The 23,409-nt window shown below is 66.6% G+C and carries 20 protein-coding genes and 1 tRNA gene; 12 read left to right on the top strand and 9 right to left on the bottom strand.

Annotated elements, in window-relative coordinates; all coding sequences use genetic code 11:
* Nucleotides 1-12 precede the first annotated feature (12 nt).
* The 4 genes from CHINAEXTREME_RS11060 (at nucleotide 13) to gcvPB (ending at nucleotide 6,935) form a co-directional block, all read left to right on the top strand.
* The gene (locus CHINAEXTREME_RS11060) at nucleotides 13-2,541 is read left to right on the top strand and encodes a heavy metal translocating P-type ATPase (protein ID WP_007143611.1); all 2,529 of its coding nucleotides are present in this window, start codon (nucleotides 13-15) and stop codon (nucleotides 2,539-2,541) included.
* Nucleotides 2,542-2,631: 90 nt separating this feature from the next.
* Nucleotides 2,632-3,831 (top strand): AI-2E family transporter, encoded by a 1,200-nt coding sequence (locus CHINAEXTREME_RS11055; protein WP_007143610.1) that lies wholly within the window; start codon nucleotides 2,632-2,634, stop codon nucleotides 3,829-3,831.
* Between the two features lie 297 nt (nucleotides 3,832-4,128).
* Nucleotides 4,129-5,472, top strand: a complete 1,344-nt coding sequence (gcvPA, locus tag CHINAEXTREME_RS11045; RefSeq protein WP_029601567.1) for an aminomethyl-transferring glycine dehydrogenase subunit GcvPA — start codon at nucleotides 4,129-4,131, stop codon at nucleotides 5,470-5,472.
* The gene (gcvPB, locus tag CHINAEXTREME_RS11040) at nucleotides 5,469-6,935 is read left to right on the top strand and encodes an aminomethyl-transferring glycine dehydrogenase subunit GcvPB (RefSeq protein WP_007143608.1); all 1,467 of its coding nucleotides are present in this window, start codon (nucleotides 5,469-5,471) and stop codon (nucleotides 6,933-6,935) included. Before gcvPA ends, gcvPB begins: the two co-directional genes overlap by 4 nt.
* A gap of 72 nt (nucleotides 6,936-7,007) precedes the next feature.
* On the opposite strand, the gene CHINAEXTREME_RS11035 is transcribed toward gcvPB, so the two are convergent.
* Together CHINAEXTREME_RS11035 and CHINAEXTREME_RS21465 are read right to left on the bottom strand one after the other, a co-directional pair.
* A complete protein-coding gene (locus tag CHINAEXTREME_RS11035) occupies nucleotides 7,008-8,927 on the bottom strand; it encodes an inositol monophosphatase family protein (protein WP_007143607.1) in 1,920 nt (639 codons plus the stop codon).
* A 182-nt stretch (nucleotides 8,928-9,109) separates the two neighbouring features.
* The gene (locus CHINAEXTREME_RS21465; protein WP_029601566.1) at nucleotides 9,110-9,289 is read right to left on the bottom strand and encodes a DUF7838 family putative zinc beta-ribbon protein; all 180 of its coding nucleotides are present in this window, start codon (nucleotides 9,287-9,289) and stop codon (nucleotides 9,110-9,112) included.
* Nucleotides 9,290-9,420: 131 nt separating this feature from the next.
* On the opposite strand from CHINAEXTREME_RS21465, the gene CHINAEXTREME_RS11030 reads away from it, so the two are divergent.
* The 6 genes from CHINAEXTREME_RS11030 to CHINAEXTREME_RS11005 all read left to right on the top strand — a co-directional run bounded on the left by CHINAEXTREME_RS11030 (nucleotide 9,421) and on the right by CHINAEXTREME_RS11005 (nucleotide 15,605).
* The gene (locus CHINAEXTREME_RS11030; protein ID WP_007143605.1) at nucleotides 9,421-9,954 is read left to right on the top strand and encodes a cob(I)yrinic acid a,c-diamide adenosyltransferase; all 534 of its coding nucleotides are present in this window, start codon (nucleotides 9,421-9,423) and stop codon (nucleotides 9,952-9,954) included.
* Between the two features lie 119 nt (nucleotides 9,955-10,073).
* Nucleotides 10,074-10,148: transfer RNA gene (locus CHINAEXTREME_RS11025), tRNA-Val, on the top strand.
* A 627-nt stretch (nucleotides 10,149-10,775) separates the two neighbouring features.
* Nucleotides 10,776-12,203 (top strand): sodium-dependent transporter, encoded by a 1,428-nt coding sequence (locus tag CHINAEXTREME_RS11020; RefSeq protein ID WP_007143604.1) that lies wholly within the window; start codon nucleotides 10,776-10,778, stop codon nucleotides 12,201-12,203.
* A gap of 502 nt (nucleotides 12,204-12,705) precedes the next feature.
* Nucleotides 12,706-12,975, top strand: coding sequence for a hypothetical protein (locus tag CHINAEXTREME_RS11015; protein ID WP_007143603.1), 270 nt, complete (start codon nucleotides 12,706-12,708; stop codon nucleotides 12,973-12,975).
* Complete coding sequence (locus tag CHINAEXTREME_RS11010; RefSeq protein WP_007143602.1) at nucleotides 12,975-14,477, top strand: MATE family efflux transporter; 1,503 nt, start codon at nucleotides 12,975-12,977, stop codon at nucleotides 14,475-14,477. Before CHINAEXTREME_RS11015 ends, CHINAEXTREME_RS11010 begins: the two co-directional genes overlap by 1 nt.
* A gap of 90 nt (nucleotides 14,478-14,567) precedes the next feature.
* Complete coding sequence (locus CHINAEXTREME_RS11005) at nucleotides 14,568-15,605, top strand: Gfo/Idh/MocA family protein (RefSeq protein WP_007143601.1); 1,038 nt, start codon at nucleotides 14,568-14,570, stop codon at nucleotides 15,603-15,605.
* Between the two features lie 95 nt (nucleotides 15,606-15,700).
* Here CHINAEXTREME_RS11005 and CHINAEXTREME_RS11000 read toward each other — a convergent pair whose 3' ends face one another.
* The 4 genes from CHINAEXTREME_RS11000 to CHINAEXTREME_RS10985 form a co-directional block, all read right to left on the bottom strand.
* Nucleotides 15,701-17,275: a globin-coupled sensor protein gene (locus CHINAEXTREME_RS11000; RefSeq protein ID WP_007143600.1), complete on the bottom strand. Its 1,575-nt coding sequence runs from the start codon at nucleotides 17,273-17,275 to the stop codon at nucleotides 15,701-15,703.
* Nucleotides 17,276-17,329: 54 nt separating this feature from the next.
* Complete coding sequence (locus tag CHINAEXTREME_RS10995; RefSeq protein ID WP_007143599.1) at nucleotides 17,330-17,758, bottom strand: bacteriohemerythrin; 429 nt, start codon at nucleotides 17,756-17,758, stop codon at nucleotides 17,330-17,332.
* Between the two features lie 164 nt (nucleotides 17,759-17,922).
* Nucleotides 17,923-18,894, bottom strand: a complete 972-nt coding sequence (locus tag CHINAEXTREME_RS10990; protein WP_007143598.1) for a radical SAM protein — start codon at nucleotides 18,892-18,894, stop codon at nucleotides 17,923-17,925.
* A gap of 124 nt (nucleotides 18,895-19,018) precedes the next feature.
* The gene (locus CHINAEXTREME_RS10985) at nucleotides 19,019-19,420 is read right to left on the bottom strand and encodes a hypothetical protein (RefSeq protein ID WP_007143597.1); all 402 of its coding nucleotides are present in this window, start codon (nucleotides 19,418-19,420) and stop codon (nucleotides 19,019-19,021) included.
* A gap of 115 nt (nucleotides 19,421-19,535) precedes the next feature.
* On the opposite strand from CHINAEXTREME_RS10985, the gene CHINAEXTREME_RS10980 reads away from it, so the two are divergent.
* Both CHINAEXTREME_RS10980 and CHINAEXTREME_RS10975 read left to right on the top strand, forming a co-directional pair.
* Nucleotides 19,536-20,597, top strand: a complete 1,062-nt coding sequence (locus CHINAEXTREME_RS10980) for a zinc-dependent alcohol dehydrogenase family protein (protein WP_007143596.1) — start codon at nucleotides 19,536-19,538, stop codon at nucleotides 20,595-20,597.
* Between the two features lie 756 nt (nucleotides 20,598-21,353).
* A complete protein-coding gene (locus CHINAEXTREME_RS10975) occupies nucleotides 21,354-21,569 on the top strand; it encodes a hypothetical protein (protein ID WP_007143595.1) in 216 nt (71 codons plus the stop codon).
* A 150-nt stretch (nucleotides 21,570-21,719) separates the two neighbouring features.
* Here the strand turns inward: CHINAEXTREME_RS10975 and gvpM are convergent, their stop codons facing one another.
* The 3 genes from gvpM to CHINAEXTREME_RS10960 are packed head-to-tail and all read right to left on the bottom strand — an operon-like array spanning nucleotide 21,720 to nucleotide 23,409.
* Complete coding sequence (gene gvpM, locus CHINAEXTREME_RS10970) at nucleotides 21,720-22,064, bottom strand: gas vesicle protein GvpM (protein WP_007143594.1); 345 nt, start codon at nucleotides 22,062-22,064, stop codon at nucleotides 21,720-21,722.
* The gene (gene gvpL, locus CHINAEXTREME_RS10965) at nucleotides 22,061-23,047 is read right to left on the bottom strand and encodes a gas vesicle protein GvpL (RefSeq protein ID WP_007143593.1); all 987 of its coding nucleotides are present in this window, start codon (nucleotides 23,045-23,047) and stop codon (nucleotides 22,061-22,063) included. The genes gvpM and gvpL overlap by 4 nt, the downstream gene beginning before the upstream one ends.
* Nucleotides 23,044-23,409 (bottom strand): gas vesicle protein K, encoded by a 366-nt coding sequence (locus CHINAEXTREME_RS10960; RefSeq protein ID WP_007143592.1) that lies wholly within the window; start codon nucleotides 23,407-23,409, stop codon nucleotides 23,044-23,046. The genes gvpL and CHINAEXTREME_RS10960 overlap by 4 nt, the downstream gene beginning before the upstream one ends.

Raw genomic sequence — 23,409 nt, 5'->3', positions numbered from 1 at the left:
AACTCACCGAAGATGACCGACGAATCGACCGACGCGGCCGGCGGCTGTACGCTCTGTGACCTCCCGGTAGAGGGGAGCGGCCCGGTCACGGACGGCGAGGGCAACGCCTTCTGCTGTGTCGGCTGTCGCGACGTCTACGACGCGCTCGGCGACGTCGACGACGTCAGCGCCGCGGACGTTCGCCGGCGGCGTGATACGGAGACGGAGAACGAGACAGACGAACCGTCGAGCGAGGAGCCGGACGTCCCTGACGACCACGAGGCGACCTACCTCGAGGTCGACGGGATGTACTGTGCGACCTGCGAGGCGTTCATCGAGTCCGTCGCCGCCGAAACCGAGGGTGTCAGCGACGCGAACTCGAGTTACGTCACGGAGACGGTTCGGATCGACCACGACCCCGAAACCGTTTCGGTCGACGAGATTCGAGAGATCATCAGCGGCCTGGGCTACAGCGCCTACGACCGCGAGGACGCGTTCAGCCGCCGCCGGGCCGACGACTGGGAGGCGGCCCGGATCGGGGTCGGCGTCCTGATGGGGATGATGGTGATGCTCCAGTATCTCGTCATCATCTATCCGACCTACTTCGGCGGCCTGTTCTACGACGAACGGACGACGACGTTCTTCGAGGAGACGCTCGCGAGCGGCCTCGCGACGCCCTTCTACGTCGTCATCGCCGCGCTGACGACGGTCGTCCTCCTGGTTACCGGCGGGCCGATCCTCCAGGGGGCGTACGTCGCCGTCCGGACGCGGACGCCGAACATGGACCTGCTGGTAGCGATCGCAGCCGTCAGCGCCTACCTCTACAGCACGCTTTCTATCGTCGTGGGCGGCCCACACATCTACTACGACGTGACCGTCGCCATCGTCGTCATCGTCTCGGTCGGCGGCTACTACGAGTCGACGATCAAACGCGAGGCCACCGAACGGCTCTCGGACCTGACGACCGTCCAGGTCGACGAGGCCCGCCGGGTTCGCGACGACGGTGAGCACGAGTCCGTCGCCCTCGAGGCCCTCTCGGCCGGCGACCGGGTGCTCGTCCGGGCCGGCGAGCGGATCCCGGTCGACGGGGAGGTCGCCGACGGCGAAGCCGCGGTCGACGAGGCGGTCGTCACCGGGGAGTCGCTGCCCGTCACCAAGGCGACCGGCGACGAGGTCGTCGGCGGGTCGATGGTCTCCGACGGCGCGCTAACGATCCGCGTCGGGGAGAACGCCACGAGTACGCTCGACCGGATCACCGAACTCGTCTGGGATCTCCAGAGCGGTACCAGCGGCATCCAGAAACTCGCGGACAAACTCGCGACGATCTTCGTCCCGGTCGTGCTCGCCCTCGCGGCCGTCGTCACCGCGCTCTACCTCGTCAGCGGGGCGGGGATCGCCGAGTCGTTGCTGATCGGACTCACCGTCCTGATCGTCTCCTGTCCGTGCGCGCTCGGGCTCGCGACGCCGCTCGCCGTCGCTGCCGGCATCCGCGACGCCCTGCGGAACTCGATCGTCGTCTTCGACGACAGCGTCTTCGAACGGATCCGCGACGCCGATACCGTCGTCTTCGACAAGACCGGCACGCTGACCACCGGCGAGATGACCGTCGTCGACGCCGACTGCGACGACGACCTGCTCGAGCGGGCGGCCCTGCTCGAGGATCGATCCGCGCACCCGGTGGGGACGGCGATCGCGGCGGCGCGCCCGGTCGCGGACGGCGGCACCGTCGAGGCGAACGCGGCGGCCGAGGGGGGAGAGGACGGGGTGGCCGCGGACCCGGATCCCGACCCGGACCCGGACCGGGAACGGGAACTGGAACGGGACCGCGTCGACTCCTTCGAGAGCCACCGTAACGGCGTCTCGGGCGTCGTCGACGGCCAGGCGGTCGTCGTCGGCCACCCCGACCTGTTCCGGGACCGGGGCTGGGACGTGCCCGACGCCGTCGCGGATCGGATCGACGACGCACGCGAGACCGGGCGAGTGCCGGTCGCGGTCGGCCAGGATGGCCGCGCCGAGGGCGTGATCGTCGTCGGCGACGACCTCCGCGAGGAGTGGAGCGAGACGGTGTCGGCCATCTCCGACGACGGCGTCGAGGTCGTCGTCCTCACGGGCGACGACCCGCGGGCGGCCGACCGCTTCCGGGAGTACGACGCCGTCGACCGCGTCTTCGCGGGCGTCCCGCCGGAGGGAAAAGCCGAAACCGTCGAGCGGCTCAAGGGGCGGGGACCGACGGTTATGGTCGGCGACGGCACCAACGACGCTCCCGCGCTCGCGGCCGCCGACCTGGGAATCGCGCTGGGCGGCGGCACCGCGATGGCCGCCGACGCCGCCGACGTCGCGCTGGTCGACGACGACCTCACCTCGGTCGAGACCGTCTTCGACCTCGCACGGGCGACCGACCGCCGCGTGAAAGGCAACATCGCCTGGGCGTTCTGTTACAACGCCGTTGCGATCCCGCTTGCCGTGACCGGGCTTCTCAACCCGCTTTTCGCCGCGCTCGCGATGGGTGCGAGCAGCCTGCTGGTCGTCACGAACTCCTCGAGGACGCTGCTCGAGGACTGACGTCGACGTGCGGACGGGCGTGAGACGAGGGCGGCAACCGCACGCGGAGAACCACCGGGACTCATTGTACCCAATGTCGTACCCCAACCCATGGGAGAGAGTTCCGCGGGTCCCACGCGGGCGCTCGAGCGGCCCGCCCTCGCGGCCGTCGCCGCCGTCGCCGTCCTCCTCGCGGCGCTGGTCGTGTTGCCGTACGTCCAGTACGTCCTGCTGGGGATCGTGCTCGCGTACGTGCTCGCGCCGGCCCAGCGGCAACTCGATCGGTATCTCCGACCGCTGTACGCCGCGATCGTCCTCGTCGGCGTCGCGATCCTCGCGATTCTATTGCCGACCGCGTACGTGCTTGCCATCGCTTTCCGCGAGGCGCTCGAGGTGGTGTCGGCCGTCCAGAACGGCAGTCTCGACGTCGAAGCGATCGAGGCGCAACTCGAGGCGACGGGGTACACGATCGATCTCGTCGAGATGTACGGCACCTATCAGGAGCCGATCGCGACCGGGCTCCAGGGGCTGGCCACGAGCGGCCTCGAGATCGTCGGCGGCCTGCCGAGCATCCTGATCGGGGTCACGGTAACGCTGTTCGTCCTGTTCGCACTGTTACGGGATGGCGGCCGATTGATCGCGTGGCTGCGGGGGGTTCTGCCGATCGAGGACCGCCTTCAGCGGGAGTTGCTGGCGGAACTGGACCAGCTGATGTGGGCCTCGGTCGTCGGCAACGTGGCCGTAGCGGCGATTCAGGCGGCCGTACTCGGAGCTGGCCTCGTGGTACTCGGAGTCCCGGCGGTTGTCTTCTTGACGGTCGCGACCTTCGTCCTCGCGCTGTTGCCGCTCGTGGGTGCGTTCGGCGTCTGGCTCCCGATCTCGGTGTACCTGGTGGCGACCGGTCAGTTGCTCGCGGCGGCGGCCCTCGTCGTCTACGGCTCGATCGTCAGCGCCTCGGACACCTACCTGCGACCGGCGCTGATCGGTCGAACGAGCGCGTTCAACTCGGCGATCGTGGTCGTCGGCATCTTCGGCGGGATCGTCGTCTTCGGCGCGGTGGGGCTGTTCGTCGGCCCCGTGATCCTCGGCGGCGCGAAGATCGCGGTCGACGTCTACGCTCGGGAGCGACGACGGGACTCCGAAACGGGAGCCGGCCGGCCGCCGATGCCCCCGGTCGGGGTCAGAGATTCCGGAACCGCCGAGAGGACGACCACTGGAACCGAAGCGGAGTCGGAAGCCGCGACGGAGACCGATCAGGAGACCGAAACCCCCACCAATCCGAACACCGACGCTCGAGGGAGCCGCGACTGACCCGTCGACTCCGGGAGCGATCCCCGAATCGTCGGCCGGAACGGGTGCGTTAATTACCCCCTGGCCGTTAGCAACGCATATCGTGTCTCGAATCGATACCCGCGTTTCGTGCGGGCGGGGACGACCGGCGGTCGGCGACGACGTCGACCCGGTAGCCGACGTCGAAGCGGAACGGACGACAGACCCCGCGCGAAAGCGAACGGCAACGGAAACGGCTTCCGTTCGCGAGCGGGCGTTCGCGGACGTTTGTGGACAGCAGGACCATCACTACGCTCACGCTCACGCTCACGCTCACCCATGACCGGATCACACTCACACGCAACGGGGAGCCCGTACGCTCCCCACACGGAGGACGAACGGGCGGCGATGCTCGAGGCCGTCGGCGTCGAGGCCGTCGAGGAACTGTTCGACATCCCGGAGGCAGTCGAGTTCGACGGCGAGTTCGGCATCGATGCACGGACCGAACGCGAGACGAGGGAACTGGTGCGTTCGCTCCTCGAGCGAAACGACGACCTCACGGAGCTGCTGGGTCGGGGCCACTACGGCTACTACGTCCCCTCGCTGGTCGACCACCTCGCGGACCGCTCGGAGTTTCTCACCTCCTACACGCAGTACCAGCCCGAGGTGTCCCAGGGGTTCCTGCAGGCGCTGTTCGAGTACCAGTCGCTTCTGGTCGAGTTGACCGGGCTCGAGATCGCCAACTGTTCGATGTACGACGCGGCGACGGCGCTCGGCGAAGCCGCGACGCTCGCCGATCGGGTCCGCTCGACCGGCGGCACGCGGGTGCTCGTCCCCGACCTCCTTCGCGAGGGGCGTCGCAGCACGCTCGAGAACTACGTCGCCGGTACGGACCTGGTCGTCGAGGAGTACCCGACCGAAGACGGCGGCGTCGACCTCGCCGCCCTCGAGGACGGCGTCGACGAGGATGTCGTCATGATCTACGCCGAGAACCCGACGGTCCGGGGGACGATCGAGGAACGGCTCGCCGAGATCGGCGACCTCGCGGACGACGCTGGGGCGCTGTTCACCCTCGGCTCGGACCCGATCGCGCTGTCGCTGCTCGAGCGGCCGGTCGACGTCGGCGCGGACGTCGTCGTCGGCGACGCGAGCGTGCTCGGCCTGCCGACGAGCTACGGGATGGGCCTCGGTCTCTTTGCCTGTCGCGAGGACTACCTCCGGCAGGTCCCCGGTCGACTCGTCGGGGCCAGCGAGGACGCGACCGACCGCCGAGCCTACACGCTGACGCTGCAGACCCGCGAACAGCACATCCGACGCGAGCGGGCAACGAGTAACATCTGTACGAACCAGGCGTGGGTCGCCCTGCGGACCGCGATGCACGCCGCAACGCTTGGCCCGAGCGGTATGGTCGACCTCGCGAAACGCGGCGTTGAACGGGCCGAGGGCCTCGCCGAGCGCGTCGACGACCTCGTCGGCATCAAAGCGCCGGTCCACGACCGCCACCACCTCCGGGAGTTCGTCGCCCGCGTCGATCAGCCAGCGAGGGCGATCGCGGCCGATCTCGAGGACCGGGGGTACGCGGTCCACGTCGTCGGCGACCACGAACTGCAGATCTGCGTCGCCGGCGCGACCGACGAGCAGATCGACGGCTTCGTCGAGGCGCTCTCGGAGGTGGTACGATGACTGATGCTGACGACAACGTACGATACGATCAGGCGCGCTACGTCGAGAACGGCCAGTACGAACCCCTGCTCTCGGAGAAGGACCTGACGCGGGTCGAGATCGACGAGGGGGACGACGGGGACGACTCCCCGCTCCCCGACGACCTCACCCGCGACTCCCTCGAGTTGCCGGAACTCTCCGAACCCGAACTGGTCCGCCACTACACGCGGCTCTCCCAGATGATCTACGGGATCGACAGCGGGCCCTACCCGCTCGGGTCGTGCACGATGAAGTACAACCCCAAGTTCACCGAGGACGTCGCGGCCGTCCCCGACGGGGCGGTCCACCCCGACCGCTCCGAGGAGTCCGTCCAGGGCACTCTCGAGCTGCTGTACCGGCTGCAGGACTATCTGGGCCGGATCGGCGGGATGGACGCGGTCACGCTCCAGCCGCCCGCGGGCGCGGCCGGCGAGTTCGTCGGGATCCGCGTCGCTGCGGCCTACCACGAGCACAACGGCGAGGGCCACCGCGACGAGGTCATCGTCCCCGAGAGCGCCCACGGGACCAACTTCGCCAGCGCCGCGCTGGGCGGCTACGAGGTCGTCTCCCTGCCCAGCGACGACGAGGGGCGGGTCGACCTCGAGGCACTCGAGGCCGCCCTCTCGGAGAACACGGCGGCCCTGATGCTGACGAACCCGAACACGCTCGGGTTGTTCGAGCGCGACATCGAGGAGATCGCGGAGATGGTCCACGACGTCGGGGGGCTGCTCTACTACGACGGGGCGAACCTGAACGCCCTGCTCGGACGCGCCCGACCCGGCGACATGGGCTTCGACGTGATGCACTACAACGTCCACAAGACGTTCGCGACCCCCCACGGCGGCGGCGGGCCCGGCGCCGGTCCCGTCGGCGTCGTCGACGAACTCGCGCCGTTCCTCCCCTCGCCGCGGGTCCGGACCGACGGCGACGCGAGCTACGAACTGTTCGAACCCGAACACACCATCGGCAAGGTCCACGGCTTCCACGGCAACTGGCTCGTCCTCGTCAAGACCTTCGCCTACATCGCCCGCCTGGGCGACGAGGGGCTGACGGACGCCAGTGCCAAGGCCGTGCTCAACGCGAACTACCTCGCGAGTCGGATCGAGTACGACGTCCCCTACGAGCCGTTCCACCACGAGTTCGTCGCCAGCGCGGGCGACCAGGACGCCGCCGACGTCGCAAAGCGGATGCTCGACTACGGCGTCCATCCACCGACGACCAAGTGGCCCGAGATCGTCCCCGAGGCGCTGATGACCGAGCCGACCGAGGTCGAGAGCAAGGACACGCTCGACCGCCTCGCGGCGGCGTTCAACGCCGTCGCCGCGGAGGAGGACGCGACGCTCGAGGACGCCCCGGAACGGACGACCGCGCGTCGGATCGACCAGACCAGCGCGGCCCGGAGTCCGCGGCTGTCCTGGCAGACGCTCTCGGACGAAGAGGAGTGACGTAGAACGTCCCGCGTCCCCAGTCCCGAGTCCCGCGTCCCGCTCGTTCTCGAAATTCGGCGCTCGCGACGATCAGTCGCCGCCGTCGGCGTTCGTCTCCGCGCCCGTCCGTCCCGCCTCGAGGTGCTCGAGCAGCGACGGGTGCAACGGCCCGTTCGAGCCCAACAGCGCCGCGCGGCCGTCGTCCTCGAGCGTGAGGTCGAACGGTTCCCCGCGCTCGTCGGTGATCGTCGCGCCGGCGGCACGGGCGATCACCAGGCCCGCGGCGACGTCCCACGGGTGGGTGTCGTGTTCCCAGGTGGCGTCGGCGCTGCCGCTCGCGAGGTAACAGAGGTTGAGCGCCGCCGATCCCAGCCGGCGCACGCCCCGTGACTCCTGGTAGAAGTGCGAGAGGAAGGAGCCGTCCGGGTCGTACCCCGAGATGAGCATGCTCTCGTCGAGGCGGTCCCGGTCGGTCGTCTCGATCCGGTCGCCGTTGCGCCGGGCCTCGCGACCCGCGATCGCGCTGAACAGTTCGTCGGTTTCGGGGACGTAGACGACGCCGACGACGGGGTCGCCGTCCTCGAGCAGTGCGATCGAGACCGAGTAGTTCGGGTTGCCGTGGGCGAAGTTGCCGGTCCCGTCGAGGGGGTCGACGACCCAGGTGTAGCCCGTAGGAGACGCCCCCGTGGCGTCGTCGATGTCGGCGGGATCCCGGTCACGGGTTGGTGGTTCGTTGCCGTCCCGCTCCCAGGAGGGCCCCTCCTCCGAGAGAATTCTGTGTTCGGGGAACTCGTTGCGGATCACGGCCGTGATGATCCGGTCGGCCTGGTGGTCGGCCTCGGTGACGACGTCCGATTTGTCGCTTTTGACGGTGATCGTCTCGACCTGGCCGTGCAGTTCGCGAAGCGGTTCGCCGGCGGCCTCCGCCGCCTCGGTCGCGATCCGCAGCGCGCGCTCGTGGACGTCGGTTTCGTCCGTCTCCGCTGACCCGTCGTCCGTGCTCGTCGCGGTCCCAACGCTGCGCTGCGAGGCGAACGACTCGTCCGGTGCGGGCCCCGATCCGGCGGCGACCTCGAGGCGTCGGTCGAGTTCGGCGTCGACTGCGCCGGCGGGGCCCGGGTCCGTATCGGAGTCGGGGTCGGGGTCGGGGTCGGGCTTTCGGATGTCCCAGCCGAGCTTCTTCGAGATCGCCGAGAAGAAGTGGTCGTCGTAGCTCGTCCGGACGACGTGAGCCAGTTGGTCGGCCCCCGTCACGAGCACCTCGCTGCCGGCCTCGAGGGTCGCGTGCGAGCGGCCCCCGTCGACCAGCAGGCTCGCCTCCCCGCGGGTGACCAGCCGCAGTTCCGTCGAGGGCGAGACGACGACCGGCCGCACCCCGAGCTGGTGGGTGTGCAACGGCACCAGCTGCAGGGTGTGGTTGTTCACCGGGTAGTGGATCGGCCCGTTCGCCGACAGCGAGATACCGGTCGATCCCGTCGGCGTCGAGACCGCCACGCCCGTCCCCTCGAACTCGCCGACGTATTCGTCGTCCGCGTAGACGTCGAGCGTGGTGATCTTCCGGTCGATGGGGTCCTCCGGCGGCACGTGTTCGAGCATGACGTCGTTGATCCCGGTCGCCTCGAGTCCGGGAGCCTCGACGGCCACCTGCTGGCGGCTGTCGACCTCGGCCCGGCCTCGGATGACCTCGTCGAGCGCTGCCTCGAGGTTCTCCGGTTCGACTCGCGAGAGGAACGCCAGCGTGCCGGTGTTGATCCCCAGTTGCGGAACGTTCCGTGGCGCGAACGTCTTGATCCCCTCGAGGAAGGTGCCGTCCCCGCCGATCGTCACCCCCAGCGTCGCCCGGTTCTCGTCGTAGACGTCGCCGATGTCCTCGCCGACGTCGACCGTCGCGAGGTCGATCCCCCGGTCGGTCGTCCAGGCCTCGAGCCTGGCGAGGGCTGCCTCGCTGTCCTCGCCCGGGCTGACGATCGCGACGATCGCATCCGTCGTCGCGAGTCTCCGTCCTTGCATCGGTTCTCGTGTCGCCGTAGGAACGCCCGAAACAAGGGTGTTGGTATTCACCACGCCGGTCACGTCGGTCGTCGCCGTCGGCTCGAGAGGAGAAAGCTGGTCGAGGAGGGGGTGATCGGAGTCGTTGGTGGCTGGTCCGCTATCGGTTGCCGCCTATCGCCGCCCGTCGATTCACGGACGGATCAGGCGTCGGCGCTCGAGTCGACCGCCGTCCCGTTGTCGCCGATCCGGACGAAGCCGTACGAGCACTCGGGGCAATGCCACTTGATCTTCTCGCCCAGGTGCAGGGTCGTACTCGCCGCGCGGTAGAACGTGCGATCCTCCCCGCACTCGGGACAGTACTGGTCGAGTTCCATGGACATACGGGCCCGTTTCGGGCCGAGCGATTTTACGTTTTCGTCATCGAGCGCCGGCCATCGTCGCGACTCGAGTCCGACGCTCCGACGGAGCGTTCCCGACAGGGATTAAGTGAGTTCCCCCCGTCGCTCCGGACATGTCGATCTATACGGGTCGCGGCGACGACGGCGAGACGGATCTCCGGGACATGAGTCGCGTCTCGAAGACGGATCCCCGAATCGAAGCCTACGGCACGGTCGACGAACTCAACGCACTGCTCGGCACCGTTCGCCCGACCGAGTACGACGACGTCGACGAGCGGCTCCGGACGGTCCAGAACCACCTCCACGTCGTCCAGGCCGAGTTCGCCGACCCGGATCCCGACGAGGACGCCCCGGAGATCGAAGCCCACCACGTCGAGACCGTCGAGGAGTGGATCGACGACTGCGACGAGGAACTCGAGCCGCTGACCTCCTTCATCCTGCCGACGGGGAGCGAACGCGGCGCACGACTCCACCACGCGCGGGCGGTCTGTCGACGCGCCGAGCGCCGGGCGGTCGCCCTCGCCGAGAACGAGGAGATCAACGAACTTGCCGTCCAGTACCTCAACCGGCTCTCCGACGGGCTCTTTACGTTCGCCCGCCTGGTCAACCAGCGCGACGGGGAGACGGAGGAGGAGCCGACGTACTGACTCCTGATCGGGTTCGGATCGAGCCCTCGAGGGCTCGGAGGCTCGAGGGCTCGAGGTTCCCACCTGTTGCGGTCGATGAAAGGAAGCCTTAAGTCGAACGCGCGGGTACGACGGACTGCGGGTTGGTGATCTAGTCCGGTTATGATACCTCCTTCACACGGAGGAAGTCGGCAGTTCAAATCTGCCCCAACCCACTACTTCTGTCGCGAGCAAATTCACGAGCGACAGTATCGTGATGTTGGGCAGATTTGAATCAGGGAGTGGAGCGAAGCGGAACGACCGTGGTTCAAATCTGCCCCAACCCACGACTTCCATGGAGAGCAAATTCGCGAGCGACAGTATCGTGACTACCCCGCCCCACTAGTTTTGCGTCGAGCAACCCGTGAGGCGTAATTTCGTACGTCGGGCAGTTTGAACCAGGCGAGTCGCGACTCGCGCAGCGACCGCAGGGTGCGAGCAAGGTCGTTTCGGCGGGGTTCAAATTCCCCCACTACTCACACGAACTCCGCGTCCAGTATCGTTCCCTGCCGTAGACAGGCGCGTCGAGTGTAACGCCTGTTCCCGACGTCTCGAGGACGCCGCCAACCGAGTCGGATCAGGCCAGACAGACACATAATAATACTGAAATTAATGGGTAGATCACGGATCTCGAGATGCTCAAGCGCAGTTTGCTGGGGCCTAATACGCCCTTCGAGAACATATGAAACGAACTCCATAGTGTCAATATATCTTTACTATCTCCCTGCATCCACCCAACTGCGAGTGCGCTGAGCCACTGAGTAACAATTCTTATGCGCGCCGAGTTGGTTCGCTGAGACAGAATGGTACGCGAGAGTTGGGCGAGTCGCGCCGGATTTATTCTGGCCGCGGTCGGAAGCGCGATCGGGTTGGGAAACCTCTGGCGGTTCCCATGGATGACCGCGGAGAACGGCGGAAGTGCCTTTCTGCTACTGTATCTGCTTACCGTCCTCGTCGTTGGGGTGCCGGGGTTACTGGCTGCGTTCGTGATCGGTCGACGGTCGAATCGGAACCCGGTCGGAGCGTTCAAATCCCTCTCCGGATCGCGTTTCTGGACGGCGTTGGGCGGGCTCTGTGTCGTCACGTCGATCATGCTACTGTCGTTCTACAGCGTCGTCGGCGGGTGGATTCTCCGCTACTTCCTCGAGAGTGCGACGGGTGCCTATTTCGCGGCTCCCGAGACCCATTTCGCGACGATCAGCTACGGTGTCGAAGCGTTCGGATACCAACTCGCCGTCCTCGCGGCCACGTCTCTGATCGTCGGCGCGGGGATCAGGCGCGGCATCGAGGCGACGACGAAAGTGATGATGCCCGGCATCGTCGTGTTGCTCGTCGGACTCGCGATCTGGGCGGCCGGACAGCCCGACGCTGCGCAGGGGTACGAGTTCTACCTCGGATTCGACGGGGCCTACCTCGCCGAGAACTTCCTGTCGGTGCTGGGATCGGCCGCCGGCCAGGCGCTTTTCACCCTCTCGATCGGTGGCGGGACGATGATAACCTACGCGTCCTACGTCGACGATGACCGCTCGCTGCCCCTCGACGCCTCAGTTATCGCCGTGTTCAATCTCGGCATCGGTGTTCTGGCCGGACTGGTGGTCTTCCCGTTGTTGTTCTCGTTCGCGCCAGGACCGACCGAGGGCGGCCCCGGCGCCCTGTTCGTCGGTATCGCCAGCGCGTTCGCGAACCTGCCCGGCGGACGACTCCTCGGCGCGGTCTTCTTCCTGGTCGTCTTCCTCGCAGCCCTCACGAGCCTGATCAGCATTCTCGAGATTCCGGTCTCGTTCCTGGTCGACGAGTTCGACCTCGAGCGGTCGACTGCGACCCGTGGATTGTTCGCGCTGGTCGCAGTTACCGGCGGCGTGAACGCGTTCAGCCCTGCGGTGTTTACGCTGTTTGCGGACCATCTCGTCGATCTGCTGTTGGTGCTCGGACTGACCGGGTTCATGGTGTATACGGCCTGGGTGCTCGGCCCGGCCGCGATCGAGGAGTACCTCGAAGGGTCGGGAGCGATCTCGCGTCCCCTGGTGATCCCGTGGCGGTACGCGATCGGGACCGTCTTCCCGGCGTTCCTCCTCTTTACGTTTTACGCCGACGTCACGGCCCTGGTCGGGCTCTCGGTCGGGAGAGGGCTGTTGTCGGTCGGGACGCTGCTGACAATGGTGGTGCTCGTGTCGATTGCTCGCCGTACCGTCTCCGAAACCGGACCACAACCGGGGAAGAGCCGGGACTGACTGGACCGAGTCACTCGGTTGGCTCGAATATTCATCGCGCAGTTCGTCAGGCCGTTGTCTTTCGTTCGAGGTTGCGGAGTTGCTCGAGTCGGTTCTCCGTCGGCGGGTGCGTACTGGCGAGGCGAGCCCTACTGATCGGGACGATAACGAACGCGTTCACTCCGACGGTTCCCGAAGGTCCTCCTTCGGCGTTCCGTCCATCTGACCGGAAATATTCATAACGCGAACACAAGAGTCCCGGGTGTCCCGTGATCACCGCTAGAAGTCGCTCTCGAGTGGCCTGCTCGAGAATAGCGCCGATCCGCCCGTTCTAGCGATTGGAGAAGCCACCGTGGCGAAACCGCTGTTCGAGGGCCAGTAGAGTCCCACGGGCCACGTCGCGACTCCGTTCGAGAAGATGCCGTGTGACGAAACCTACCGGAGTGGGCACGGATGAGGGTCTCGCAGGGAGTAGCCGGCTCCCTAAGGTTTTTGACTGACTAGTCAGTAAGTACCGTACTCGATGGACGACACGGAACGAGCGGTCCTCGAAGAGACCTATCGTACTCTCTGCGAATACGGCTCCGCGGACCCGACGATACAGCGGATCGCGGACGAATCGGAACTGAGCGAGGCGGCCATTCACCACTCCGACGACAGCAGGGAACGACTCGAGGAGGTACTCCTCGATTACCGCTACGAGCGCTCACCGGAACGGCAGGAGGGGGTATCGGGCGAAAGCGAACGCGATCGACTCGACGCGTTGCTCACCCCGTCAGCGGTGATCGCCTGATGGGGATCAAAGGCGCTATCGACTCCCTGTTCAGAGGGCCAGAAGCGTTGGATCTCACCTCGGGAGATATCGGCTGGCCGCTGTTTTACCTCTCGTTGCCGATCGTCGTCCAGAACCTCTTTCAGGTGCTGTACAACCTGGCCGACACCTTCTGGCTCGGGCGTCACAGCACCGAGGCGCTGTCTGCGATTACGTTCGCGTTCCCGATCGTCTTCCTGATGATCTCGCTCGCCCTGGGCGTCTCGGTCGCGGGGAGCGTCCTCGTCGCTCAGCACACCGGAGCCGGCAACGAGGAGCGTGCCGCGTACGCCGCGTCGCAGACCATGGCCTACGCGGCGGTCATCTCCATCGTTCTGGGTGTTCTGGGGTATGTCTTCGTCGACGATATCACTGCACTCCTCGGAGTGAACGAGACCGTGGCACCGCTGGTCGTCGAGTACATGCGCGTCTACGCCGTCGGCCTGTTCGCCGTCTTCGGCTTCGCAGTCTTTCTGGCGCTCATGCGCGGTTACGGCGACACCGTGACGCCGATGTACGTCATGGCCGGTTCGGTGATTCTCAATATCGTCCTCGATCCGATCCTCATCTTCGGGTTCGACGCGAATCCGCTGCTCGGCGTTCTCGGACTGGGTGGACTGGAAACCGCGGCACTCGAGGCGACGGGATTCACCGGCTGGGGGATCGGCGGCGCTGCGATCGCGACCGTGGGGTCCCGGGCGCTTGCCCTCGCCGTCGGGTTGGCGATCATGTTCCGCGGGAAACGCGGCGTCCGGATCCGCCTCTCCGAGATGGTCCCGGACCTCCTGTTCGGGCGAACGATCCTTACCATCGGACTACCGGCCTCCGTCGAAGGTGCCGCTCGATCGCTCTCTATCACCATGCTTCTCGTCGTCGTAGCGACCTTCCCGAACGCGGTCAGCGGGGCGTACGGAATCGGAACCCGAGTCTTTTCGGTGATCTTCCTGCCGGCGCTCGCCGTCTCCCAGGGGATCGAGACGATGACCGGCCAGAACATCGGGGCCGGGAAAGTCGGCCGTGCCGCCGAGACGAACCACTTCGGTGCACGCGCTATGCTCGGACTCCTCACGGTAGGTGGTGGCCTCATCGTGCTCGCTGCGGGACCGATCGCCAGCGTCTTCTCTCCCGATCCGGCAGTGGTCGATCACGCCACGACTTTCCTTCGCGTGACCGGACTCACCTTCGGGTTTATCGGCGTCATGCGCGCCTACACCGGGGGCTTCCGGGGGTCCGGTCACACGATGATCGCGGCCGCTATCTCCCTCGTGACGCTCGGGTTCGTTCGGCTTCCAGTCGCCTGGATCGCCTCGAGCACGTTCGACGTGATGGGACTCTGGATCGCCTTCCCGATCTCGAACGTCGTCGGCGGGATCGTCGCGTATCTCTGGTTCGAGCGCGGCACCTGGCGGGATGGCAACCTGACCGCGGACGATCCGTCACTCGAGGGGGTCGGATCGAACGTCGTCTCGACTAACGACGATTGAGGACGACCGACCCGAGTGCCGGAGGCCGGTTGCAGCAACATCCCGAACCGAATGCGCACCTTCTTGAGAGGAGCGGTTCACCGTCCGTGCATGCACCAGGTCGGAATCGTCGGCTGTGGCGTTATCGGCTCGCGGCTCGCGGAGGCGTTCGACGAACACGAACGGACTGCGATCCGGGCCGTCTGCGATCGGCTCCCCGAGAAGGCGGAGTCGATGGCGACGACGTACGACTGCGAGGCGGTCACCGAGGTCGAGGACCTCGTCGGGATCGACGCGGTCGACATCGTCTACGTGGGCGTCCCCCCGAAGCACCACGCGGCCGTCGTCCGCGCCGCACTCGAGGCGGAAACACACGTCATCTGCGAGAAGCCCATCGCGGAGAACGCGGCCGTCGGTCGCGAGTTGACCGAGCGTGCCCGGCAGAGCGACTGTACGACCGCGATCAACTTCCCGTTTCGCTACACGCCGGGGTTCGTCGAGATGCGCGAGCGGATCGCGGCCGGCGAGATCGGCACGCCGAAACGCGTTACTCTCCGGTTTCGCTTTCCACAGTGGCCCCGCGAGTGGCAGGACGTCGACTGGCTCGCCGGCCGCGAACAGGGCGGCCCGCTCCGGGAGGTCGGAAGCCACTTCGTGTTCGGCACCCGGGAACTGTTCGGCGACGTCGCCGACGTCACCGCGGACGTTCGGTACACGGCCCCGGAGAAGTACGAGGAGTCCATCGTCGGAACCTTCCTCGCCGGCGGCAATCTCGAGCACGCCGACGCGAGCGGGGCGGGCCGAACGGCCGTCGAAACAGCCGCCGAGACCGGCGGCGCCGTCGAACTCGAGGACAGCGTCCACGGGACGATCGACCTCCTCTGTGACTGTGCCGGCAGCGAGGAGAACAGCATCACGGTCGAAGGGACCGAGGGATCGCTGTCGCTACGGGCGTGGCGTCGACTCGTCGCTGACCCCGGCGAGGAAAACGAACGCGTGATCACCGAGGAACCGGGGGAGACGACGCTGTCGCTGGTCGACGAGTTCGTAACCGAGCTCGAGGACGGGAACGGCGACCTCGTCTCCTTCGCGGCGGCGACGCGCGTCCAGGCCGTCGTCGATGCGGTCCTCGGCGTCGATCCCACCTGAGCGGCCCGCGTTCTCTCCGTCTCACAATTCGAGGCCCCTCCCGGAGCACGAAACGCGTCCTCGAAACCCGTTGTACGGCGCTGCCGTCGCCGCGTTCACTGGGTGTCGGTCAGCTGTTTGAGATCCGAGGTGACCTTGAAGACCTTGGCCGTCTGCTGTTCGTTGGCCCGGGCTACCTCGTCGATCTCCTCGTTGATCTCGCGGATGCGTTCGGCCGCGTCGTCGAGGTTGGTAGCGATCTCCTCCGCGGCGTGTGCCTGATCGTCCGTCGCGACCGAGACCTGCGAGACGCCGTCCGCGGCCGCTTCGACGGTTTCGACGATCTCGTCCAGTTGGGCCATGGCGTCCTCGACCGCCTCGATACCCAAGTCGATGTCAGCGGCCGCCGACTCCGTATTCTCGACCGTCCGTTCGATCTCCTCTCGGACACCGTCGATCGTTTCCTCGATGCGGCCGGCCTGCGTCTGGGCCTCCTCCGCGAGGGTCTTGACTTCGTCCGCGACGACGGCGAACCCGTCGCCGGCCTCGCCGGCCCGCGCGGCCTCGATGGAGGCGTTCAGCGCGAGCAGGTTCGTCTGGTCGGCGATGTCGTTGATCACCCCCACGATGTCGTCGATCTCCCTGGTCTTGGCCTCCAGATCGTGTGCGCTGGTGCCGATGTCCTCCGCCGACGCCTGGATGTCGGCCATCAGGTCCAGCGCCGAGGTCGCCGACTCCTGGCCTGTCTTCGCCGTTTCGACCGCCTGCTCGCTCGTCCGCTCGACTTCCTTCGCCGTCGCCGCGACCTCCTCGATCGTCGCGCTCAGGTTCGACATCTCCTGACGGATCTCGTCGACGTTCCCGGCTTCCGTGTCCGTGAGTTCGCTGATCCGTTTCGAACTCTTCGAGACGTCGCTGGCGAAGTCTTTGAGTTCCGTGACGGCGTCCTGCGTTCCCGCCGCGATCTCCCGCCGACGGTCCATCTCCTCACGGAGGTCGGACTCCCGTGCGCTCACGTACGTCTCCATCGCCACCTGCATGTCGAGCATCAGCAGTTTGAGCACGGAGAGCGTCTCCTCGCTGGTGGTTTCGACCTGGGACCGGACCTCCGCGATCGTCTCGTCCTCGACGCCCGACTCCTCGAGCGTCGCCGCGATCCGGTCCGCTCGACGCTCCCGCATGACCTCGAACAGGAGTTCGAAGTAGAAGCCGTACTGCCCGACGTACTGCGCGACGGGCATCTCGAGGAGTTCGTGGAGTTTCCCGATTCGCGCCCGGTTCCGGAAGTAGTCGGTCCCGTACGTCCCCTCCGTGAGCGTCCGCACGTAGGCTTGCTGTGTCCGCTCGAGTTCGTCGATCCCTTTCGGCGACCGGTCGATGACCGACTGGGTCCGCTCGTGTTCGGTCAGGTTCCCGTAGAACCGACTCGCGATTTCGTCCGCGTTGTCGGCGAATAGCCCCTCGAGCGCCTCTACGCGCTCGGCGTCCTGCTGGTCGAAGCCGACCAGTTCCTTCCGCCAGGCGATCTCCTCGGGGTCGAGGCTAACCAGTTCCGACTCGTCGATCTCCGGGTTGAGCCCTCCCTCCCCGAAGGCTGCCCAGGGGTCGGAATCACGATCCGCCGCCGTCGCGTCGCCGTCGGAGTCGGATCCCTCGGTCCTGGACCTGGATGCTGAGTTTCTCGAATTCATGGGTTCGCTCTCTCGGGCAACTGTCTCGGACGCTCCCGGCCAGCCACCCGAACGCTAGTTATCGACTTCCTGCGCGTAGTACTCCCCATAGCTCTGATCTTGATCTTCGCCGGCGATGTGAGAATCGAGCCAGTCCCGCGCGAACTCGAGTACTTCCATCGTGATGTACTCGCCGTTCTCGTGTTTCTTGCGGAGTTCGGTCACCTTCTGTGCGAACTCGTCGTGCATCTCCTGGTGGTTGTGGAAGCAGTTCGCACAGTCCTGTGCGTAGCCGCAGTCGTTCATGAACTCCTCCTCGTCGTTGAAGTGGTACTCCGTGTACTCCTCGAGTTCCCGCAGGGTGTCTCCGAGTTTCTCCTCGGCGTGACCCTCCTCCATCGCCTGGTGTAACTCGTTGAGTATTTCGAACAGGTTCTGATGTTGCTCGTCGAACCGATCGATCTCGGTACTGTACCGCCTCTCGTCCCACTCGATGAGTGCCATGGTTCCCTCAACTACGACTCGGCGATGAAGGGTGTAAGATCACGCCCCCATTCTAACCTCCTGGATACTTCCCCTAATTTGATGTATCACGGGTTCGAAAGGCGCGGATAGAATCCCCCCGAACCCGTCGTTGAGGTCGTCGTGCGGACGATCGTACGGAGTGCTCAAAACAGGCCGAACGAGCCACCGCGCTCTAACATCGACCGATCCAGATAGAGGTTCTCGAGGCCGACCTCGCGCGCGTGGTCGACGACCTCTCGATACTCGGCCTCGGTGATCGGGCGGTCGATCTCCGCGTAGAACTCCTCCTCCGTGGCCTTGTAGTAGGGCCGGTACTGGGCCATCACGTCGACGAACGTCCCCCTCGAGATCTCCTCGGAGACGAACTCGAGCACCCGCTTCGCGCTCTCGACGTGGTTGGGCATGACCAGGTGACGGACGAGCAGTCCCTCGGTCGCGAGTCCGGTGTCGTCGACGGCGAGGTCGCCGACCTGGCGGTGCATCTCCCGCAGCGAGTCCGTAACGTTCGACCAGTAGCCGGGTGCCTTCGAGTATTTCGCCGCGGCCGCGTCGTCGCCCCACTTCACGTCGGGCATGTAGATGTCGATGACCCCCTCCAGTCGTTCGAGGATCTCGACGCGCTCGTAGCCGCCGCAGTTCCAGACGATCGGCACCTCGAGGCCCCGATCCCGGGCGATCTTGACCGCCTCGACGAGGTGTGGCGAGTGGTGGGTCGGGGAGACGAAGTTGACGTTATGACAGCCTCGCGCCTCGAGTTCCAGCGCCATTTCGGCGATCTCTTCGGCGGTCGCAGGGTCCCCTTCGGCCTCGTGGCTGGTTTCGAAGTTCTGGCAGAAGACGCACTTCATGTTGCAGTTCGCGAGGAAGATCGTCCCGCTCCCGTTGTGGCCCTTCAGGGGCTCTTCCTCGCCGAAGTGGGGGAAGTACGTCGAGACGTATGCGGTGTCGTCGACCTGGCAGGTGCCGACGTCGCCCGCCGTCCGATCGACGCGACAGTCGTACGCACAGAGATCGCAGTCCGCGTACCGGCTCCGGAGGTCCGCGATCCGTTCCCGGAACTCGTCGTCCTCGAGGTCGCGGTAGTTTGGCGTGGTCGCGGGCTTCCCGGTGCTCATATCGAGGGCTATCGCGGTCGTCGGACAAACGTGTGTCGTGAATTGTCACACGTGTCGACAGTCGCGGCCGTACACGGGTCGCCGCGTCGCGTTTCGCTCGGCGTTCCGGGTACAGCCGCCGCCGTTACTCGGCCGAGAGCCGGGCCTCGAGCACGGCGGTGTGGACGGTCCGGAGGTCCGTCTCTCGAATGATCGTTGCAGCTTCGAACCGCTCCCGGGCGGCCGCGACCGTCTCGGGTTCGGCCGCGAGATACGTCAACTCGAAGGCATCGTGGGCGAGCGACTCGGCGGCCGCGAAGTCCGCGTCGTCGTACAGCGTCGTGAAGTCGGTAACGACCGAAGCGACGAGGTCGTGGGTCGCATCGGCGCCAGGATCGCCCGCCGGAATCGCCGACGCGGACGGCTCGAAGTAGCCCTCGAGGTCGACGACGCCGGCCTTCTCGTAGAGGAAGTCCTCGAGGGCGTCCCGGACCGGCCGCGAGATGTACAGTCCGTACGGTTTGAATGGGTCCTCCCCCGTGTCCATACGGGCCCTTCTACGGGGGAGCCCACAAAGGTACGGGCGGCTGGCGGTCGACTCTCACCGGGCCGAATGGTTGGCGGTGCTAGGGTTTTGTACGTGCATAGAGAACACGACTCACATGCGCGCTGCCGTACTCGAGGACCACGGCGAACCGCTGGCGATCCGTGAGGTCGACTACCCCGAACCGGGCCCCGACCAGGTCGTCGTCGAGACCGAGGCCTGCGGCGTCTGTCGCAGCGACTGGCACGCCTGGCGGGGCGACTGGAGCTGGATCGGCGCGGCGGTCCAGGAAGGACAGATCCTCGGTCACGAGCCCGCCGGCGTCGTCGCCGAGGTCGGCGAGAACGTCGAGACGCTGCGGGCGGGCGACCGGGTCACGGTTCCGTTCCACCTGGGTGACGGGACCTGCCCCCACTGTCGTGAGGGTCGGGCGAACAACTGCGACGCGGTCGTCCCGCTCGGGCTTACCGGGAGCGCGCCCGGCGCGTTCGCGGAGGCGTTCCCCGTTCGGCGAGCCGACTTCAACTGCGTGAAACTCCCCGACGACGTCGGCTTCGCGGAGATGGCGGGGCTGGGCTGTCGGTTCATGACCGCCTATCACGGACTCGCCGATCGGGCCGACCTCCGGCCGGGCGACTGGGTCGCGGTTCACGGCTGCGGCGGCGTCGGGCTCTCGGCGATCCACGTGGCCGACGCCCTGGGCGCTCACCCGATCGCCGTCGACGTCCGCGAGGAGAAACTCGAGCGGGCCCGTGACCTCGGTGCCGTCGAGACGGTCGACGCGTCGGCGGTCGAGAATCCCGCCAGCGAGGTCACGGCGATCGCGGACGGCGGCGCGGACGTCGCTATCGACGCCCTGGGGATCGCCGAAACCTGCCGGAACTCGATCGCCAGCCTCGGGACGCGCGGCCGGCACGTCCAGATCGGGCTCACGACCGGCGAGGAGGAGGGCGAGATCGAACTCCCCGTCGACGTCATGACCATGCAGGAGATCGACTTCCGCGGTTCCTTCGGGATGCCGCTGACCCGCTACGAGGAATTGTTCGACCTGATCGAGCAAGGGACCCTCGAGCCCGACGCGATCGTCGGCGACCGGCTCTCGCTCGAGGACGTCCCGGAGACGCTCGCGGCGATGGACGACTACGGGACCGTCGGCATTCCGGTCGTGACCGACTTCTAGGAACCCGGACGGGGGCGGGAGCCCGCCCGGCATGAGAGACATGAGCGTACTCGAAGCGGGGGCGAGTCCACTTCCGAGCGATCCGGGCACGAACGCACGCAATCGGCTGGTTAGCGCGTCGTATCCGGGCCGAGCGCGTACCCGGCGGGGCATTCCATCCCCGCACGTGCCACCATGGGGGGATCACCCTTTGTTATGGATCGGGTTGGACGGTCGTAGTCTCCCCACACCGTCGACAGGATCCGAATAACCGGGCTATAGCCTGACGCTATGGCTGGTATCCGGGCGCACGACTCGGCGGCACGGTCCCGCGACGACGACGAACATCCTCGATCGGAACTGGACCGGCAACCCCCCGACCGGGTCCGCTCGTCGGTAACCCCGTGGCGGTCCCCGGACTACCGTGACACCGGTGCTCGACGGGCGCGACCGCAGCCGTTCCGGTCGCTCCCGACTCGAGGTGTCGCTCGGTGGGACGGAGACCCGGTTCGAAAGGGGTCGATACCGAGTGGATTCCCGAGATTGAAATCGATTTGGCCGTCACTTACCACGTCGCTCGAGCGACAGCGGTCCCGGTTACGTCGGGCGGTATACGCCGTTTACCGATGCTCGAGTCGATCCCGTCGTGATCGAATTCATGCCACCCAATACCACACGTTTCACGCCCGCGAGTATCGCAGTAAGACGGCCGTTGTACGTAGTCGGCCTTCCGTTACAAGCCGGATAACTACAGTGGGGCGAACCGACCGACCGGATATGATCACCTGCTCTAACTGCGAGACGCCGCAGTTCCTGCAGATAACCCAGAGCCGGGTCTACTTCGAGGACGGCGAAATGATCAACGAGATTTCGGAGTCCTACGAGTGCACGCTGTGTGGGTCGACCGGGCAGTACGTCTACGACGAAGACCACGACGAGGAACGCGTCAGCGGCGACGTCGAGTTGACCACGGAGCGGCCGAAGTACGCCTGACCGCTGGCCCCTGTGAAGGGGCGAAAGGAACCTCCGGCAGAGTCAGTATCGGGGCCGTACCCGGACTGAGACACCCGTCGATTACGGCTCGTCGCTGGTCTCGATCGGGACTCGAGACCGTCACTCGCTCTCGCTCTCCTCTCGCTCCCGTTACTCGCCGTCCCGTTCTTCGTTCTCGCGGTCGGTTCGATCGATTCGAGCGGTCGCGCCGTCCTGCCCGCCCTCACCGTCTGCGGACTCGACTGCGCTCGGTGGCGTTCGGCCGTTCGATCCGACGGCCACGTCCGAGTGACGCCGCCGGTGCTCGACGTCCCACTCCTCGAAGAACCCGTACTCGGTCATCGTCTCCATGCCCGCGATCGCCGCGGTGAGTTTGATGCCGACGAGTGGGATTTCCGCGACGGAGACGATCACGTCCGCCCGAAGGACGGCCCCATCCCTGAGCAGAACGTCGATCACGTCGACCAGCGCCTCGTCGTCCTTGCGCGGTCTCATGGGCTGGGACCGGGGTTCGTCGATCGGTTGCCGCCGTTCCGATCCTCGCCGCCGCCCAATTCCGGCGCGAACGTGTACGGCGGCCACGGTCCCGTGAACCGGACTTCGAGACCGTCGGTCGCCGCCACGTCGTCGAGGACGGAGCCGATCGCCTCCTCGGCGTCCTCGTGGGCGAGCAGGGTGAGCCGACAGAGGGTGTCCCCGTCGCCGGTTCCGGCACCCCCGTCTCCGCTTCCGCCTGTCCCCGCCCTCGCATCGCCCTCGTCCACCACCGCGTCGTCGAGCGACGCCGTCGGCGAGCGCTCGAGGGCGTGGACTTCCCGTGCTCGCTCGGCCAGCCGATCCTGCAGGTCCGCAGTCAACGATTCCCGTCGTGCCGCCCGCAGTTCCGCGAGCCGCTGGTCGAATTTCTTCTCCAGGAGAAAGGCCGTCCCTTCCTCCGAGTCGTCGATCCGGGTGTCGAGTTCCCGCAGCCGGTCGTCGTCCTCGATGAGCGCCTCGTCCGGGACGGGTTCGGTCTCGACGACCTCGACCCGGTACTCCCAGTGACCGGCCAGCTCCGACAGCGCGCGCTCGAGGGTCTCGGACTCTTCGCGGAGCCACTCGCGGACCCGCTCGTCGTCGCCTCTGAGGATCGTATCGAACTGGAACGGGATCGGCGTGCCGAACGCCGCTCCGGCCTCGTCGACGACGGTCTGGTGGCGAACGAGCCATCGCCTGACCTGTGCGAGGTCCGCGGTGTCGTAGATCCCCTCACAGGGATGGACGACCGCGCCGATACCGTCCGCGACGACGACGGAGACGGGCTCGCCGTCGACGCCGGTCGTCTCGAGCGTCGACTCGCCGGTCTCGGCTTCGGTCCGAACGATACAGTAGAGATATCGTCCCTCGTCGATCTCCGGCACCTCGTCGGCGACCGCCTCGGCCTGCTCATCGAGGGCAGTCTCGAGTTCTTCGGTCGCGTCCGGTTCGTTCCCGGTCACTCCTCGTCACCTCCGAACACCGAATAACCGGGGCCGTGGGGGCGAGCGTCGGAGTGCGTGGCGGACCTGCCGGGTCCGCGAAGTTGCTGGATCGCGTCGTCGACCAACCCGTCGAGATCCGCACGGAGATCCTCGACGCCGCCCTCGATCCCCTCGTCTCGTTTGAGCTGTTCGATTTCGGCCTCGATTCGCGCGAGCTGGCTACCGAGCCGTTCGATCTCCTCGTCCGAGAGGTCGCCCGACTCCATGCGCCGAACGGCCTCGCGCTCGAGGGCCTCGATCAGGAGTTCGACGACAGTGACGACGAGCGTGACCAGCCCCTGGCGTGCGTCCTCACCGTCGCCGACGTCTATCGTTGGCAC

This window comes from Halobiforma lacisalsi AJ5, assembly GCF_000226975.2.
Lineage (GTDB): Archaea > Halobacteriota > Halobacteria > Halobacteriales > Natrialbaceae > Natronobacterium > Natronobacterium lacisalsi.
The sequence above is the reverse complement of the archived record's forward strand: the minus strand, read 5'-3'. Positions and strand labels throughout refer to the sequence as shown.